Source organism: Bacillus sp. WC2507 (assembly GCF_052656125.1).
The window spans coordinates 4,990,684-5,008,999 of record NZ_JBQXPN010000001.1; the positions used below are offsets into that span (position 1 = coordinate 4,990,684).

Annotated in this window: 16 protein-coding genes and 1 pseudogene; 5 read left to right on the forward strand and 12 right to left on the reverse strand. The window is 36.3% G+C overall.

Annotated elements, in window-relative coordinates; translation table 11 throughout:
* Positions 1–7 precede the first annotated feature (7 nt).
* Both treP and treR read right to left on the reverse strand, forming a co-directional pair.
* On the reverse strand, positions 8–1,435 hold the full coding sequence (gene treP, locus ACUN28_RS26325; RefSeq protein WP_016137023.1) for a PTS system trehalose-specific EIIBC component: 1,428 nt from the start codon (positions 1,433–1,435) through the stop codon (positions 8–10).
* Between the two features lie 140 nt (positions 1,436–1,575).
* Positions 1,576–2,286, reverse strand: coding sequence for a trehalose operon repressor (gene treR, locus ACUN28_RS26330; RefSeq protein ID WP_000987247.1), 711 nt, complete (start codon positions 2,284–2,286; stop codon positions 1,576–1,578).
* A 446-nt stretch (positions 2,287–2,732) separates the two neighbouring features.
* Here treR and ACUN28_RS26335 point away from each other — a divergent pair, with 446 nt between their 5' ends.
* Positions 2,733–4,130, forward strand: coding sequence for an amino acid permease (locus ACUN28_RS26335; protein ID WP_016137022.1), 1,398 nt, complete (start codon positions 2,733–2,735; stop codon positions 4,128–4,130).
* A gap of 31 nt (positions 4,131–4,161) precedes the next feature.
* Here the strand turns inward: ACUN28_RS26335 and ACUN28_RS26340 are convergent, their stop codons facing one another.
* The 3 genes from ACUN28_RS26340 to ACUN28_RS26350 form a co-directional block, all read right to left on the reverse strand.
* The gene (locus ACUN28_RS26340; RefSeq protein WP_016089332.1) at positions 4,162–5,865 is read right to left on the reverse strand and encodes a putative bifunctional diguanylate cyclase/phosphodiesterase; all 1,704 of its coding nucleotides are present in this window, start codon (positions 5,863–5,865) and stop codon (positions 4,162–4,164) included.
* A 495-nt stretch (positions 5,866–6,360) separates the two neighbouring features.
* The gene (locus tag ACUN28_RS26345; protein WP_016089333.1) at positions 6,361–6,702 is read right to left on the reverse strand and encodes a hypothetical protein; all 342 of its coding nucleotides are present in this window, start codon (positions 6,700–6,702) and stop codon (positions 6,361–6,363) included.
* A gap of 30 nt (positions 6,703–6,732) precedes the next feature.
* Positions 6,733–6,951, reverse strand: a complete 219-nt coding sequence (locus ACUN28_RS26350) for a hypothetical protein (RefSeq protein ID WP_016089334.1) — start codon at positions 6,949–6,951, stop codon at positions 6,733–6,735.
* Between the two features lie 183 nt (positions 6,952–7,134).
* Between ACUN28_RS26350 and ACUN28_RS26355 the strand changes: the two genes are divergently transcribed.
* The 3 genes from ACUN28_RS26355 (at position 7,135) to ACUN28_RS26365 (ending at position 11,572) form a co-directional block, all read left to right on the forward strand.
* On the forward strand, positions 7,135–8,664 hold the full coding sequence (locus ACUN28_RS26355; RefSeq protein WP_016089335.1) for a cardiolipin synthase: 1,530 nt from the start codon (positions 7,135–7,137) through the stop codon (positions 8,662–8,664).
* A 127-nt stretch (positions 8,665–8,791) separates the two neighbouring features.
* Positions 8,792–9,685, forward strand: coding sequence for an ATP-binding protein (locus ACUN28_RS26360; RefSeq protein ID WP_016089336.1), 894 nt, complete (start codon positions 8,792–8,794; stop codon positions 9,683–9,685).
* Positions 9,686–9,688: 3 nt separating this feature from the next.
* A complete protein-coding gene (locus ACUN28_RS26365) occupies positions 9,689–11,572 on the forward strand; it encodes a vWA domain-containing protein (protein ID WP_016137021.1) in 1,884 nt (627 codons plus the stop codon).
* A gap of 38 nt (positions 11,573–11,610) precedes the next feature.
* Here ACUN28_RS26365 and ACUN28_RS26370 read toward each other — a convergent pair whose 3' ends face one another.
* From ACUN28_RS26370 to ACUN28_RS26385, 4 genes are all read right to left on the reverse strand, one after another.
* A complete protein-coding gene (locus ACUN28_RS26370) occupies positions 11,611–12,033 on the reverse strand; it encodes an NUDIX hydrolase (RefSeq protein WP_016089338.1) in 423 nt (140 codons plus the stop codon).
* Positions 12,020–12,562 carry an orotate phosphoribosyltransferase gene (pyrE, locus tag ACUN28_RS26375; protein ID WP_016133590.1) on the reverse strand — a complete coding sequence of 181 codons (543 nt, stop codon included), beginning with the start codon at positions 12,560–12,562 and terminating at the stop codon, positions 12,020–12,022. Before pyrE ends, ACUN28_RS26370 begins: the two co-directional genes overlap by 14 nt.
* A gap of 112 nt (positions 12,563–12,674) precedes the next feature.
* Complete coding sequence (locus tag ACUN28_RS26380) at positions 12,675–13,640, reverse strand: L-threonine 3-dehydrogenase (protein WP_000723125.1); 966 nt, start codon at positions 13,638–13,640, stop codon at positions 12,675–12,677.
* Positions 13,641–13,684: 44 nt separating this feature from the next.
* Positions 13,685–14,875 carry a glycine C-acetyltransferase gene (locus ACUN28_RS26385; RefSeq protein WP_000095914.1) on the reverse strand — a complete coding sequence of 397 codons (1,191 nt, stop codon included), beginning with the start codon at positions 14,873–14,875 and terminating at the stop codon, positions 13,685–13,687.
* 177 nt (positions 14,876–15,052) lie between these two features.
* Between ACUN28_RS26385 and ACUN28_RS26390 the strand changes: the two are divergent.
* Positions 15,053–15,292 (forward strand): annotated as a pseudogene (locus ACUN28_RS26390) (SAM-dependent methyltransferase); the annotation flags it as partial.
* 32 nt (positions 15,293–15,324) lie between these two features.
* On the opposite strand, the gene ACUN28_RS26395 reads toward ACUN28_RS26390, so the two are convergent.
* From ACUN28_RS26395 to ACUN28_RS26405, 3 genes are read right to left on the reverse strand one after another with little or no spacing between them, the layout of a single operon-like run.
* Positions 15,325–16,146, reverse strand: a complete 822-nt coding sequence (locus ACUN28_RS26395) for an ABC transporter ATP-binding protein (protein WP_016137019.1) — start codon at positions 16,144–16,146, stop codon at positions 15,325–15,327.
* Positions 16,147–16,158: 12 nt separating this feature from the next.
* Positions 16,159–17,217 (reverse strand): FecCD family ABC transporter permease, encoded by a 1,059-nt coding sequence (locus ACUN28_RS26400; RefSeq protein WP_016089342.1) that lies wholly within the window; start codon positions 17,215–17,217, stop codon positions 16,159–16,161.
* Positions 17,214–18,218, reverse strand: coding sequence for a FecCD family ABC transporter permease (locus ACUN28_RS26405; protein ID WP_016089343.1), 1,005 nt, complete (start codon positions 18,216–18,218; stop codon positions 17,214–17,216). Before ACUN28_RS26405 ends, ACUN28_RS26400 begins: the two co-directional genes overlap by 4 nt.
* Between the last annotated feature and the right edge of the window lie 98 nt (positions 18,219–18,316).

Here is an 18,316-nt window from a genome sequence, read left to right on the forward strand (position 1 = left end):
CTTCCTCCTACTTCTGTTTTACTCGTTTTGCAAATAACCATGTTAACGTAAATGGGATTACAACTGCGATAATCATTCCTACAATAAATATCGGAATCGATTTCGGAATGATAGAAATAAATGCTGGTAATCCACCAATTCCGATAGCAGGTGCTAATACACCATTTAACGTAATGAATATCGCTGCCACAGCCGATCCTATAATCGCTGCATAGAACGGGAATTTATTTCGTAAGTTTACACCAAACATAGCTGGCTCTGTAATACCGAAATATGCTGAAATTGCTGATGTCGATGCCATACTTTTATCATTTTGATTTTTAGAAATCCAGAACATCGCAAGTGCCGCACTACCTTGCGCAATGTTAGAAAGAGCAATCATTGGCCAAATGAATGTACCACCGTGCTGTGCAATTAATTGTAAGTCAATTGCAATAAACATATGATGCATACCTGTAATTACGAGCGGTGCATATAATGCTCCAAACAATACCGCTCCAACTACTGGTACTGTTTCATATATACCTACTAATCCAACTGTTAATAAATCTCCAATATGACGTGTAACCGGACCAATAATCCCTAATGCTAACACACCTGTTACAACAATCGTTGTAATTGGTACAACTAATAATTGAATTGCATTTGGCACATGTTTCTTTAAGAAAATTTCCACTTTACTTAATACAAATGCTGCTACTAAAACCGGTAAGATTTGACCTTGATACCCTACCTTTTCAATTTGAAATAATCCTAAAATATCGAAGTACTCAATCTTTTGTCCCTCTAAACCAGTCGCGGCTTTTCCATAATCCCACGCGTTTAATAAGGCCGGATGAACAAGCATTAATCCCATAACGATCCCTAATATCGGACTACCACCAAAACGCCTCGTTGCTGACCAACCGACAAGTGCTGGTAAGAATACGAATGCTGTATTCGCCATCATATTAATTAAATCCCAAAGCCCACCTAAGTTTGGATACACATCTAATAAATTTTTACCTTCAAAAAATAAGTCCTTTGCCCCTAATAGATTATTAATCCCCATTAGTAAACCAGCTGTTACGATCGCTGGTAATATCGGCATAAATACATCTGAAAATACTTTTACAAACTTTTGAGCTGGATTTAACTTTTGGTTTCCAGAGTCTTTCACGTCAGCTACTGTCGCTTCCTTCATACCTGCAAGCGTTATCAATTCAGCGTATACACGATCTACGTCCCCAGGGCCAATTACAACTTGAAATATCCCAGCGTTATGAAACGCTCCTTTCACTAATGAAACAGACTGTAATTTATCATTATCTATTTTACTTTCATCTTTTAAAGCGATACGGAGCCTCGTTACACAGTGCGCAGCTTGTTCAATATTGTCTTTCCCACCAATATACTGCAACACTTCCTCTGCTGTTTTACGATAGTCTTTCCCCATATTCCCGTCCCTCTTTTCTTTATTTGATACCGTTTACAATTACATATTAACTCGTATATATAAGTTAGTCAACACTCGTATATACGAGTTTGTGATTTTTTTATAAAAAAAGAGATGAAACGTTATTTCGTTCCATCTCCTTATTTTCTCCGCGCCACATCCGAAAAATGAAAAATATCTAAGCGGTGGCGTGATTCTGTATATTCGAACTGACTTCCATCATAGAAATGCGTAAAGTTTTTCACAACAACAACATAGTCTGTTCCATTTAAATCTAAATACTTTCTATCGTCCTCTGTACATGGCTGCACTTCAATTACCCTTTGTGAGTAACTAATATGAAGCCCTAGTTCTTTCTCAATGTATTTATAAATGGACTCCGCTGCAATTTCACTCGTTAATCCAGGAATATATTCCGATACAAAATGATTGATATCCAAAATTACTTTTTCTCCATCAATATTTCGTACGCGCTTAATATGATCTATTTCTGTTTTCTCTTTCACATTTAATAGCTTTGCAACCTCTTTTGTCGCTTTTACTTTCTCTATTTCCACGACTTTTGTAATACAATGGCGTCCTAAACGTTCATTTTCTTCTTGGAAACTTACAATACCACCAAAGTTGAATTCAATGTTTTTTCGCTTTAAAACAAAAACACCTTTTCCATGTATTTTTTGAACATATCCACGCTCTTGCAATAAATCTACTGCTTTTCTGACCGTACCTCGACTTGCTTCATATTGCTTCATTAATTCTGTTTCTGATGGGATTTTGCACCCCTCTTTTAATTGTTTATTATCAATAGACTTACTGATTTCTGTATAAATTTGTTCATACTTACTCATCATCTACAATAGCCCCTTGTCACCTTCTAATTCTATATGTATTATACCATGCTACACTCTTCTGCCAATCTCTCACTTATTTTCCAGTATAGGAAAAATACAGGTAAATATTTAATCTCTAAAACGTATTTTTATAAAAATTTTTATATTTTTCTTTTCATTCAAAAAAACATGTAGTATACTAACTTCAAAATCAGAGGAGAAAGGGAGCAAAGAACTATGCTTACTTATACAACTGTAGTTACATTTGCACAAAAACATCATCATCATACGTAACCCTTGAAACCTAGCGGAAAAATTACGCGTAGGTACAAGGGTTATTCCCGTTGTACCTACGTGAGGCAAAGAGCCATGTAGGTATTTTTTATCTACATGGCTCTTTTTTTATTGCCAAAAAGCTAGTAAAAAATGATGTTTAAGCAAAACTTACTACAAAGGAGTTAACAAAAATGGAAACGAAAAAATGGGGATTATGGATTTTAACAGCTTTTGTGATCGGAAATATGGTTGGCGGTGGCGTATTTATGCTCCCATCAAATTTAGCACAAGTATCAGGTCCAATGGGTTCTACACTCGCATGGAGTATTACAGGTCTTGGCGTATTTATGATTGCACTCGTATTTGGAAATTTAGCAATTCGGAAACCAGAATTAAAAGTAGGACCACAAAGTTACGCTCAAGCGATGTTTCCTTCAAAAAAAGCAGGGAAAGTTGCAGGATATAGTATGGCATGGGGATATTGGGCTGCGAACTGGGCTGCAACGGCATCTGTTATTATTTCCTTTGCTGGATATTTATCAACATTCTTTCCAGTTTTACAAAGTAAGCAAATTCTCTTTTCACTCAACGGATTTTCACTAGAACTCGGAAAAGGACTAACTTTCCTCGTATGTAGCCTTATGCTATGGGGAATTCAATATATTCTTTCTCAAAATATTGATCGAGCTGGAAATATGAATCTTCTTGCTACCATTGCAAAAATTATCGGATTTACAATGTTTATTGTAATCACATTATTCATTTTCAATGCCTCTAATTTTGGAGACGGTCAAACATTTATGAATGAGGCAGGACAATCAATTTCGTTAGGTGGACAAATCAATTCAGCTGCTATCGCAACACTTTGGGCATTTATCGGTATTGAATCTGCTGTAATGCTTTCTAACCGTGCTAAATCTCAGCGCGATGTAAAAAAAGCTACCATTTTTGGATTAATTATCGCTCTTCTTATTTACATGTCAATTACTTTACTTACAATGGGAGCTCTTCCACAAGATGCTTTAAAAGAGTCTCAAAAACCATTAGTAGACGCATTAAATTTAGCAATTGGCAATAAAGGTGCCTATATCATGGCTTTACTTGCACTTGTATCTTTATTTGGATCTACCGTTGGCTGGATCGTTGTTAGTTCAGAAGTACCTTACCAGGCAGCCAAGAATGGACTTTTCCCTAAGTTTTTCGCGAAAACAAATAAAAAAGGTAGTCCTTCAAAATCATTATTTATTACAAATGTGATGACGCAAATTTTCTTATTCTCAACGATTTCTGGCACTGTGTCAGAAGCCTATAATTTCGCTATCGTTGTAGCAACATTAGCTTATTTAATCCCATACCTTGTTTCCACGCTGTACCAATTCAAATTGGTTATTACAGGAGAAACGTATGATATAATGCCTGGCTCTCGAATAAAGGATGGAATCATTACTACACTAGCATTTGTCTACTCTATTTGGGTTATCAAAACAGGAACTGCTGATTTAAAAACGTTCTTCTTAGGAATCGGATTGTTTGTATTAGGTCTTATTCTTTATCCAGTATTAATGAAAGACTCAAAAAAAATGAATTAAAAAAAGAGAAGCTACTGGCTTCTCTTTTTTATTAAAAATCTGTAATTAACTTTTCTTTTAACTCTCCTATAGATAAAGGTCTCGCATAATAAAATCCTTGTACGTAATCACAGCCCATAGATTGTAATAAACTTTCTTGCTCTACTGTTTCTACCCCTTCAGCAACTACTGCTAAATTTAAGCTATGGGCAATTTCAATAACAGATTTTACAATCGTTCGCTCTGGCTGTGCTTGATCATAATGAAATTCACGAATAAAGTTACGATCAATTTTCACTATATCCAGTGGCAGTTGCTTTAAATAGTATAAGGAAGAATAACCCGTTCCAAAGTCATCTAAAGCAATTAAAATACCCATATTTCTTAATTCTTGTAATGTAGCAATAATATAATCAAAATGGCGAACAGCGATACTTTCCGTTACTTCCAAAATTAAACGATTCGGTGGAAAGCCAGTTCTCCTTAAAATGCTACGTACAGATAAAATAAAACGCTTTTGCATTAATTGTTGTATGGATAAATTAACAGATAACCTTAGTCCTTCTTCGTAATCTGGCAATGTTTTAAACAAGCGACATGACTTTTCTAATACCCAGTCTCCTAATTTTATAATAAGTCCAGATTCTTCAGCTACTGGAATAAATTCGCCTGGCGAAATAGGCCCTTCTTCTGTCGAACAACGTGCTAAAGCTTCAATACCAGTATATTTCTTCGTTTTCAAATCAATAATAGGCTGCAGTACCACATCTAATTCTTCATCACGAATTGCCTTTTGCAAAGCGAATTCAATTTTCATTCTACGATTTATTTTCGCACGTAACTCATCTGTAAAGAAACACGCGGCATTTCTACCTTGTTCTTTCGCACTGTACATGGCTAAATCCGAATTTTTCAATAGTGTTTCTACATCTTGTCCGTCTTGCGGATATGAGCACAGTCCTAGACTAGCTGAAATGTATACTTCATGACCTTCAAGCATGAATGGTGCCTGAAAGCATGACAACACAGATGTCGCTAACTGCCTCATCTCATCTTGTGTATGATTTTTTGTTAACAGCACAAATTCGTCGCCACCCAGCCTAGCCAGAACATCTTTCTCTCCTAGCACATAATGCAACCGTGAAGCAACTTCGCTTAAAAGTAGATCTCCTATCATATGACCTAGCGTATCGTTTACTAATTTAAAACGATCCAAATCAAAGTAAATCATACCAAATTCTTTTTTGTCTGCAATCATCTCGTTTACAGTCGTTATTAACTGCAATCGGTTCGGTAAACTCGTTAAAGCATCATGATACGCAAGCTCCCTATAACGACTTTCGCTTACCCGCAACCTCCGTTCTGCTTCTTTCCTACTACTAATATCATTTCGGATCGCAATAAATTGATATGGCTCTCCTTTTTCATTTAAAAATGGAACAATTGTTGTTTTAACCCAATAATATGTACCATCTTTTGCTTGATTTCGAATCTCACCTCTCCATACTTTTCCGCTCAAAATGCGCTTCCATAGAATTTGAAAAAATGTTTTCGGGTGATATCCTGAATTTAAAATACGGTGATCTTTCCCTATTAACTCTTCTCGTGTATATTTGGAGATTTCACAAAACTTATCATTTACATATGTAATAAGACCCTTTCGGTCTGTAATCGCAACAATTGAAGACTCATCTAATGCTAACTTTAAATCTCGCAATGAAGAGTCATATAATGCATGACCTCTTTGTTCTAGCATGCGCATCTCTCCTTGCTTCCTATCTGACTAAAACACAACTTGTTTCTCTTCATAGAAATAGAGATATTTCATTTCTTAATAATAGCTATTTGCATTCATCATATTTTGAAATATGCCGATTAAAATAACATAATATTATTTGTAATAAAAAGCAATATAATACCGTTTCAATTATAAATAGTAGTTTCTTATCGCTATATTGATCTTACTTTATTATACCTTATTCATTCTCTTACATTCCTTTATAACTAGCTCTATACAACCACTGTTTCCTATTAATCCCGCTCACATCTAACCCTCTTTACTTTACTAGCGAAATAGAAGTTCGAGCACACTATACAACTATTCACGGATAATAATATAAAAATTAAAATTAGTATATACGTTTCCGAATTACAATAATAAAATATTAACATATTTACACCTTTATTTTGGAAATATTTTATAAATAATTACTTTATTAAACTAAAAAAAGAGGAAAGCCTCTTTTTTAGTTTAATACGGATATGATATTTGCTGATAACCCGGATATGGCGTTGGGTATGGTGCTGGGTATGGTGCCGGATATGTTACTGGGTACGGTGCTGGATAGTAGCCTCCACTTGCTGCACCCGTTAATGCGCCAGCCGTAAGCCCACCTAACACACCTCCAGCAAAACTTCCAGGAAAGAATCCACCGCCCCATGAGCCGCCACCCCAGCCCCATCCGCCTCCGTGATGGTGGTGATGATCATAGTGATTATGCCCTCCATGGTGGTGATGTCCACCGTTATGGTTGTGCCCCCCATGAGGATGATGATTACGATAATACAATCCGTTATTTTCTATATAATTCATATTTTCCCTCTCCTTTTCCATCTTCTCATCTTAATAGGTATTGTATGAATAATACGGATCTTGTTGGTAACCTGTATAATAAGAATAATCCGAGTAATACGGATAACCATATCCGCCATAACCAAACCCAGGGCTGAGTAATGCACCTGCTACAAAACCTGGGAAGAAACCTCCACCAAAAAATGGTGTATGTCCAAAACCACCATGAAAACCTCCGTGACCGAAACCACCAATTGGACGACCATACATTTTATCCATCCTCCTTTTCTCTTTAAAAACGTAACAATACACTGTATGTAGGACAAATGCGGAAAGTATGGGGATATACCTACATTTTGTAAAAAATAGAAAACACTTTATAATAAAAATGTCACAGTACATCTGCTATTTAGGAAGTCTATATTGAAGAAAGATTAGAGGAATTATATAGAAATGAAGAAACCTATCGTCCAATTACTATTAATATTTACAATTGTATCTATCGTTCTTTTCCTATTAAATACATCGTATATTTCGTTATATACATTTGTCGGCGTTCTCTGGTCCATCACAATTGTAGGAATTTCATTTGTTATTTTTATCGAAAATAGGTCTCCTCAAAGTACCTTAGCGTGGTTTTTAGTATTAGCACTTCTTCCCGTTATAGGTGTGCTTTTATACTCTATTTTCGGGCGTAGCCGTTGGAGAAGAAAAAAGCATCTTCATCGTTCAGAAGAACAAAGAAAATTATTCCGTGAAATATTAGAAGGAAGGCGACTAGAGTTATCACTCAAGGTCCCATTAAGTGAACGCTCTGCCCATTTAACAGAAGTCGTACAAAAATTTGGAGGCGGGCCTGCTGCAGATAGAACAACTACAAAGCTTTTAACAAACGGAGATCAAACATTCTCAGAAATTTTGCAAGCTATCGAGCAAGCAAAACATCACATACATATTCAATACTATATTTATAAATCTGATGAGATTGGTACAAAAGTTCGGGATGTGTTAATAAAAAAAGCAAAAGCTGGTGTTATTGTCCGCTTCCTTTATGATGGATTAGGAAGTAATACGCTAAGAAGACGCTTTTTAAAACCTATGAAAGAAGCTGGGATTGAAATTGTTGAATTTGACCCTATTTTTTCAGCTTGGTTACTTGAAACAGTTAATTATCGGAACCACCGTAAAATCGTCATTGTAGATGGAGAAATTGGTTTTACTGGGGGACTCAACGTCGGTGATGAATATCTTGGCCGTTCAAAAAAATTTCCCGTTTGGCGTGATAGTCATTTAAAAATAGAAGGAAAAGCGTTATATAAATTACAAGCAATCTTTCTAGAAGATTGGCTCTATGCCTCTAGCGGGTTGAATACTTATTCTTGGGATCAATTTATGAATAGACAATACTTCCCAGGTAAAGAAATTTCAAGTGCAGAAGGTGCTGTTCAAATTGTAGCAAGTGGACCAAGCTCAGATGATAAAAGTATTCGTAATACCTTACTAGCTGTTATGGCATCTGCCAAAAAATCTATTTGGATCGCTACACCATACTTTATTCCAGATCAAGAAACTTTAACATTATTACGTTTAAGTGCAATATCTGGCATAGATGTACGCATTTTATATCCTGGTAAGAGTGACAGTATTATTAGCGATCAAGCATCTCAATCCTATTTCACTCCACTTTTAAAAGCTGGTGCTTCTATTTACAGTTATAAAGATGGATTTATGCACGCAAAAATTGTACTCGTTGACGATAAAATTGCAACCATTGGAACAGCAAATATGGATGTACGAAGCTTTGAATTGAATTACGAAATTATTAGTGTATTGTATGAATCTGAAACAGTTCATGATATTAAACATGATTTTGAAGAAGACTTTAAGCATTCCACTGAAATTAAATGGAACTCTTTCCAAAAAAGAAGTATAAAAAAACGAATATTGGAGTCTTTTATGCGACTCATTTCTCCTTTACTATAAGCAATCAATGTACTATTGATTGCTTTTTCTTTTATATTTGTCCTCTCTCCTTTTCTTTGCATACCATATTAAAACAAGTTATCATAAGGTATATTACTTTATGAAAATAATGTTAGGTGGGAAATACATGTTAGAACAATTTCATATACATGCTGATTTAAAACAGCAGCTTTCTACAATTCACGAAAAGAATAAGCAAGAAGCTGGTGAAAATGCACATTTAATTGGAAAGAAAATATATAAAGCATCTGATAACAGCATTATTGAAGATGCCATTACAGCACTTCTTCTTGGCAAAAATATTCTATTAAAAGGACCGACTGGTAGTGGTAAAACGGTACTAGCGGAAACTCTTTCTTCTTTATTCCAAAAGCCAATGCATAGCATTAACTGTTCTGTTGACCTAGATGTAGAAGGTATTTTAGGATACAACACACTACAAACGAAAGAAGGCGCATCTGAAGTTACATTCGTTAACGGTCCTCTTATGAAAGCTATGAAGAACGGCCATTTCCTATATATTGATGAAATCAATATGGCAAAACCTGAAACGTTACCACTTCTTCACGGCGCATTAGATTACCGTAAAATGATTACAAACCCGTTTACACAAGAAGTTGTATACGGTGATGATGAATATCGTGTAATCGCTGCAATTAATGAAGGCTACGTTGGTACAAGTGAACTAAACGAAGCGTTAAAAAACCGTTTTGTTATTATTGAAGTTCCGTACATTCAAGGTGATACATTAAAAGAACTATTATTAGCTGAATCAAAATTAAAAGATACTGCGACAATTGAAAAGTTCGTTGCATTTGCAAGCGACCTTATGCCTTTAGCTCGTGATGGACGTGTAAGTGAAGAGGCAGCAAGTATTCGTGGTATTATCGACGCATGTGATTTAGGCGTATATATTCCTGTTATGCGCGCAATTGAACGTAGCATTATCGCAAAATTAAACGATGAAACAGAACAAATGACTGTCCGTGAATTAGCAGAAAGTTATTTCTTTGAGGGATAATTCATGAGACAAATTTTTAGTGACAAAAAAATTGATGCGTCGCTGTTTCTACAAATGGAAAACTTAATGTATGCTCTTCTAAAAGAAGACGATGCCTATCTTGAGTATGGCTATAAAGCATACTACGACGAAATTGAAAAAAAGGTTGTCATTAGTCACTTTTGGGATGATCGAAAAGAAGAGGATACAATAATCGGATTAAAAAGCGAAGTGTTTTTAAAAGCACTTGGTAATAAACATTACTCGGACATGACTTTAATTCGTTCTTATGCGATTGAATTACAAGAATCATCCTTAAAAAAGTTTTTAACACAATTATTTGTTCTATTAGAAGATTTACGTGTTGAGGAAATCGTAAAAAACTTACGCCCTGGCACAAAGTATGTTTTTAAAAGAAGAAAAGAAATGTATCGCAATTACTTCGGCTCACAAAATGAAATCAATCGCGTTCGTAACTATCACGGTGACCGTCTATTTTGTCTCTGCTATCTTTCATTAACGAGCGATAAATATGAAATGTTTAATAATGAATATTTCGAGCAAATTGAAGCAATTTTGCATGAAACATTCCAAGCTCGTAATACGGAAGATATTATGTATATCGTTGAAAAAATTCGCTATCGTTTAGAAGGACTTCTTGAAAGTGATATGCTTAATAATTATTTCGGACATGCTCCGCTTTATTTATCTGTCATTGCAGACGAAAAGAATTGTCGCGTCGAAGATTTAGCAAATGATGATACGCAACTCATAGATGACGATGAAAATAAAAACAAAATGGATGAAAGTTTCTCCACATGGCATCGTGAAAATAAAAATAACGAAAACGAGAACTTTTTACGCTTTGAATTAGAAAGCGGAACAAAAACAAACATGATGGGCGATACTGCTCGTGAATCAGAAGATGGCGACCAAGCACTTGGTTCTGTACAAGGTACTTCTCAAAAGAGTACACAATCCAACTTTGATGGCGCTGATACAGAGGAAGCAAGAGCTTCACACGCTTCTAGTCAAAACGACGGTGCATACGGTAAGTATAATGTAGGTGCTTCTCATACATTTAAAGAAGCTCGCAAAGCAAATACCGATGAGAAAAAGGATTACCAAGCTATCAAATCAGTCGTTAATAAAGATGTAAAAGAATTAAAGAAAATTATCGAAAAAACGATTGAAAATAAAACGAATGCAAATAGTGATAAATATTACGGAAGACTTCGTAAGAAATTCCTTCGTATTTATACAGAAAAGCAGCCACGCATGTTTTATAAAAAAGGGCAAGAATCACAAGAACTCGACGTTGCATTCCAATTGTTAGTGGACTGCTCTGGTTCTATGTATAACAAAATGGAAGAAACGAAAAAGAGTGTGGTCCTATTCCATGAAGCATTGAAATCTTTAAAAATCCCGCACGCTATTAGCGGATTTTGGGAAGATGCATCTAGTGCTAAACCTGAAGATAAGCCGAACGTTATCCATGAAGTTGTGACATATAAAAACTCAACGTTACCAAACGTTGGTCCCGAAATTATGCAGCTTCGCGAAGAAGAAGATAATCGCGACGGATATATTATTCGTATCGTTTCTGAAAAGCTTGCAAAAAGACCAGAAAAGCATAAATTCTTACTTGTCTTTACAGACGGTGAGCCTTCTGCGCTGGACTATCAACAAGACGGTATTTTAGATACGCATGAAGCTGTCAAACTTGCTCGTAAAAGTGGTATGGAAGTAATCGGAATCTTCATCGAAGAAGGCGAAGCGAAAGAAGCAACTTATCAATTAATGAAAAACATTTATAACCATCACTTCTTAGTTGCAAATCACGCTGAAGATTTACGTCTGAAGATTAAACCACTATTGAAAAAGTTATTACTAAAGACGATTGAATAGAAAAACAGGAGCCTTATCGCTCCTGTTTTTTCTTTCATTCACTTTGTTTCTGGTTGAAACTTGTATGGAATGGCAACTTCTAGTAATGACTCAAATCCTCCATCGTAGAATGGGAATCGTTCATTTGCGATTGTTCGATCCACCCACTCTATTGCGGAAATTTCATCCTCATCTTCTGCAATAAGTTCACCTGTTACTACATTTGCTCGGAATGTAAAAAGTAGCGCATGATTCCCTGATTCTTCAAAGAATTTTTCATTGATCGCAACAAGTCCACCTGCCACAGCAGTTAAACCTGTCTCTTCTTTTACTTCTCTTACTAGAGCTTCCTCTAACGTTTCACCCTTTTCAACAGCCCCTCCTGGCAATGACCAAACGTTTTGTTCTATATTATGTACCATTAATATTTTATCTGTTTCTTCATCATGTATTAGTGCATATACGACGTCAACTCTTTGCATGTTGCTTTTCTCCTTCAATTAACTCATCCATTGTAAATAAGGAATGTAGCTGTAAGCCATCTTCTAATAGGTTTTCTCTTCCCTCTTTCGTTCGTTCAATCACACCTAAAACATGATGTACTTTCGCACCTAGTTCTCTTAAATCTTTCGTACTTAATAATATTTGACCACCTGTCGTGATAACATCTTCAATAATACAAACATTCTTCCCAGTAATATCAACACCCTCTGCCAACTTACATGTGCCATACTTCTTCGCTTCTTTCCTTACAAATACAGCTGGTAGACCTGTTTGTAAAGATAATGCTGTTGCTACTGGAATTCCGCCCATCTCTAAACCTGCGAGTACTTCTGTCTCAGGAGGAATGAGCTCTTTCAATTGTTTAGCAATTGCTAATAACAGTACTGGATTAGATTCAAATAAGTACTTATCAAAGTATTGATTTGATACTTGTCCTGATCGAAGCTTAAATGTTCCCGTTAAACGCGACGTATTGTAAATTCCCTTTGCTAACTCCCATTTCTCCATTCTCTGTCTCCCCTTCACACACAAATTAACTCATTCTGTCATATTTGTATTTTTTTGCATATTCCTAAAATACGAATAAAAAAGGTCGATTCCTAAGAATCGACCCTTCCTATTAATTCATCACTAACTCAGCTGTGAGCTTTTTTTTTAACTTAGCCAACATGTCCGTTGTCATTTTGTCTAAATCGTATTCTGCTTTAAAACCCCACTCTTTCATTGCTGCTGTTGCATCAATAGAGTTTGGCCAGCTATCAGCGATTGTTTGACGAGCAGGATCTACAGCGTAATCCATTGTAAACGTCGGAATGTGTTTACGAATTGATGCTGCGATTTGCTCTGGCTCAAAGCTCATTGCTGTAATATTGAACGCGTTTCTATGCACAAGTTTACTTGGATCAGCTTCCATTAATGAAATGATCGCTTGTAAAGCATCTGGCATATACATCATATCCATGTATGTTCCTTCTGCAATGTATGAGGTGTATGCGCCTTTTTTAATCGCCTCATAATAAATTTCAACTGCATAGTCAGTTGTTCCGCCTCCTGGAGGAGCTACGTAAGAAATTAAACCTGGGAAACGTACACCGCGCGTATCAACGCCAAACTTTTGATGATAATAATCACATAGTAATTCTCCTGCTACTTTGTTTACCCCATACATCGTAGTAGGACGCTGAATTGTATCTTGTGGCGTATTATCTTTCGGCGTTGATGGACCGAATGCACCGATAGAACTTGGCGTGAAAAACTTACAGTTTAATTCACGAGCTGCTTCTAATGCATTTACAAGTCCGCCCATATTTAAATTCCAAGCAAATAACGGATTTTTTTCTGCTGTTGCTGAAAGTAAAGCTGCTAAATGAATAATTGTATCTACTTCATTACGCTTTGCGATATCATGTAGTTTTTGTCCATCTGTTACATCTAACGTTTCAAATGGACCAGACGTTACTACTTCACTATCTGTTTCACGAATATCTGTTGCAATAACATTTGATGCGCCGTATACATCACGAAGTTTCATTACTAGTTCAGAACCAATCTGCCCTAAAGAACCGGTTACTAGAATTTTTTTCATTTTCCCCACTCCTCATTTGCAAGCTATTCAAAAGATGTCGTTACTTAAATGATGCCCATTTCTTTCCCTACTTTTTCATACTTACGAATTGCTTCATCTAACATTTCTTTCGTATGAGCTGCTGTAGGCATATTACGAACGCGTCCTGTTCCTTTAGCTACAGTTGGGAACACGATAGATTTTGCATATACGCCTTCTTCATTTAGACGTTTACTAAATTCTTGTGTTAGTACTTCGTCCCCAATAATACAAGGGGTAATTGGCGTTTCACTTTCTCCGATGTTAAAGCCAAGTTCTTTTAACCCTTGTTTTAAATAGCGACCATTTTCCCATAGACGATCGTGCAACTCTGTGCTTTCCATTAAGATTTCAATTGATCTCATGCAAGCTGCTGCATCCGCTGGTGTTAATGCTGTAGAGAATAAGAATGGACGTGAACGAACTTTTAACCAGTCAATTAAGTTTTGTTTCCCTGCTACATATCCACCAATTACCCCAATTGCTTTTGACAATGTACCAATTTGGAAATCAACTTTATCAGACAGACCGAAGTGCTTTACAGTTCCTGCACCTTTTCCAAGTACACCTGAACCGTGTGCATCATCTACGTATGTCATTAAATCTAATTCTTCTGCAATCTCAACAATTTCTGGTAGTTTTGCAACATCTCCATCCATTGAAAAGACACCGTCTGTAATTACCATTAATTTATTGTAAAGACCTGATTCTTTCGCCGCGATTGCTTTTTGGCGTAAATCTTCCATATCAGAATGTTTATAAACGATAATTTTCGCTCTTGATAGACGACTACCATCGATAATAGAAGCATGGTTTAATTCGTCTGAAAGAATCGCATCATTTTTATCCATAACGGCTGAAATCGCTGCCATATTACAGTTAAATCCTGATTGGTAAGCAATTGCTGCTTCTGTATGTTTAAACTTTGCAATTGTTTCTTCTAATTTAATATGCAAATCTAAAGTACCGTTAATTGTACGAACAGCTCCTGCTCCAACGCCGTACTTATGAATAGCACCAATTGCTGCTTCTTGCAAACGGCTATCTGTTGCTAATCCAAGATAGTTGTTTGAAGATAAGTTAATATATTCTTTTCCGCCAATTGTAATGATCGGTCCATTTGAACTCTCAAGCGGATCAATTACGTTATAAAGCCCCTTTGATTTTAAATCCTCTAAATTTTCTTCTAAAAATTTTGCAAGTGTTTTACTAGACATCGTGAAGCCTCCCATCGTTCATGTAAGCGGATTATTGTCTTAATAGTTCTAATAATCCCTCTACTAGCTTAACACGTTTTCAGAATTTATTATAGAAAAATAGTTTAAAGTAACCGCTTACAATTCTAGATTATATATGATTCATTACAAGAAATCTATCATTTACTTTTCATATTTACGAGCTGGCTCGTCGATGATTATTTTAAAATGGGAAAACGCGTTGAGCCTTGGATTGATCAAGAAGTTATTAAATATCATCGTACAACTGAAGAATATTTCACACTATTACAACAAGCTGGATTCACGATTACAAACTTAAAAGAAGCTACACCAGATCAAACTTATTTTCAGAGTGCAGAAGAATATGAACGTCGGTTACGTATTCCCCTCTTTCTCTTATTCTCTTGTCGAAAATAAAAAAGACGATGAATCCTCATCGTCTTTTTTCATTATCTCATTGCCTGAGCAACTTCTTTACGTATACGTCTTCCTTTTCCATGCGGGATACAAAGTGGTGTCCCAAATAACGGATCCGTACTGATTTGACATTCCATTCGGAATACATCGCGTACTAGCTTCTCATCTACTACTTCTTCCGGCTTACCTTGTGCATATATTTGTTTATCTTGAATGGCTACAATATTATCTGCATAGCGGCATGCTAAATTTAAATCGTGTAATACCATAACAATTGTTCTTTGTTCTGTTTCATTTAATTCGAATAATAAATCTAGCACTTCAATTTGGTGAGTCATATCTAAATATGTAGTAGGCTCATCCAGTAAAATAATATCTGTATCTTGTGCAAGCGTCATTGCAATCCAAGCACGTTGACGTTGTCCACCTGAAAGAGCATGCACATCACGCTCAGCAAATTCTGTCATACCTGTTGCTGCAAGCGCTTTTTGTACCATTTCCTCATCTTTTTCTGACCATTGCTTCAGCCATGTTTGATATGGATAACGTCCTTGCTTTACAAGTTGCAATACTGTAAGCCCTTCAGGTGCTTGCGGTCCTTGCGGTAAAATTGCCATTTGACGGGCGATTTGCTTCGTTTGCATACTTTGAATGGCTTGATTATCTAACAAAATGTCACCAGTTGTTGGCTTTAATAATCTAGCTAGTGAACGTAATAAAGTTGACTTTCCGCAACCGTTAGAACCGATAAAGATTGTAATTTCGCCTTTTGGAATTTCTAAATTCAACTCATCAATAATAATTGTTTCACCATAAGACAGCGTCAAACGTTTCGTCTCCAATGCTTTTTGCATATTCATCTCCCTTTATGAATTCCGACTTTTATAAAGTAAATAAATAAAATAAGGTGCACCAATTGCTGATGTAAATACCCCTGCTGGAATTTCAAGTGGGGTAAAAACTGTACGCCCAATTAAATCTGCAGCAAGTACTAAAATTGCACCGACAATAGCTGCAACTGGGAGTAATGCACCGTAAAAAGAACCCACTAATCTTCGTGAAATATGAGGTGCCATTAAACCAACAAATCCAATTCCTCCGGCAAAGGCAACCGCGCCACCAATTAATGCTGTACTCAGTAATAACATGAATACACGTGACTTCGTTAAAGGAACACCAAGCCCTACCGCAATATCATCCCCTAGCTCCTGAGCATTTAAATGTCTAGCAGCTATAAATGATATTACCGTTAAAATGAGAACCCACGGCGCAAGCACCATAACGTTTTGCCATGAAGAACCGTAAACAGTACCTGTAATCCATACATTCGCTTGACTTGCTTGATAAATTGGCGCTAACAACATAAACAAAGTCGTTGCTGCTTTCGTTAATGCCCAAAATCCAACACCAATTAAAACGAGACTAATCGGTGATAACCCGTCATTTCTCCATGCAAATAAATATACAAAAAGCGCTACAATCGTTGCCCCAGCGAAGGCTGCGAGCGGCATATAATGAATGCTTACGGTTAGCGCATTATTTTTATCACTGAATATAGCTAAAAATAATACAACTGCAACACTTGCACCACCTGTAATCCCGATGATATCAGGAGAAGCCAGTGGATTTCGAACGAGACCTTGTAAAATACATCCTGCTACTGCAAGTGCGATTCCTACAAGGATGGCAATTAAAATACGCGGCATACGAAACTTATTTACAACCATATTAGACATCGCATCACCATTTCCAGTGATTGCTTGCCATACATCATAAGGAGCAATTTTCATGTCTCCCATACCTGCACTCGCAAAAAATAATCCTATTAAAACAACTAATAAACTTACTAAGACGATACAAGCTCGTTTATACATTAAAAATGAGAATCCGTCTTTTCCTATTCGAAACGGGATATACTTCTTCATTTGCTAAGCCCTCTCTTACGTGCAATATAAATAAAGAATGGAGCCCCGATAAATGCTGTCATAACCCCTACTGGTACTTCTTGTGGCATAATGACATATCTTGCTGCTATATCAGCCAAGATTAATAATATTGCCCCTAATAATCCGCTATACGGCACTCTCCATCTGTGGTCGACTCCAACAAGAAATCTAGCAAAGTGCGGAGTAACAATTCCTATAAACCCAATGGGACCAGCAACCGCAACTGAACCACCAGACAACAGTACAATAATAAGTAACACGAATGATTTCATTAAAATTGTTCGTTGTCCAAGTCCTTTCGCAACATCTTCCCCCATCATTAACGTATTTACTTTCCCCGCCATCATAAGAGATGCAATCCAGCCTATTAATAAATACGGGAATACAGATTGTAAAATTTCTAACTTTCTCCCTTGCACAGATCCGGCAAGCCAAAATAATACTTCTTCAAGCGCCTTTTCATTTAAAACAAGTAACCCTTGTGTTAATGATGAAAACAAAGCACTAATTGCTACACCTGCTAATGTTAACTTAAGAGGCGTTGTCCCTTCTTTTCCTAAAGAACTAGAAGCGAATACAAGGATTGCAGCAACTGCTGCCCCTAAGAAAGCAATCCAGGTAAAAGCTGACAATGATGTAACAGAAAAAACCACAATTGCTACAACTATGAAGAAAGCAGCACCTGAATTTAATCCAATAAAATCTGGAGAAGCAAGTGGATTCTTCGTTAAAGTTTGCATAAGACAACCTGCAATGGCTAAACTAGCACCAACACTTGCTGCAATTAATGCCCTTGGTAGACGCACATTTTGAATAATAATATGTTCATTGGAACCATTAAAATGAAAAAAAGCATCCAAAGCTAATTTCCAACTCGTATTTGTATATCCAAAAATAATACTTCCCCAAATACAAGTAATGACTGCAATGATCCCAACAATTAATCCAATCCATTTTGCTCGATTTGTTTTTAATAACATGCAGCGTTTCCCCTTCAATGTATAATGATACGTTGTAAGTGTATTTCAACTTAATTCTCATTGTCAACGGAAATGAGAATTATTTTCATTGACAATTG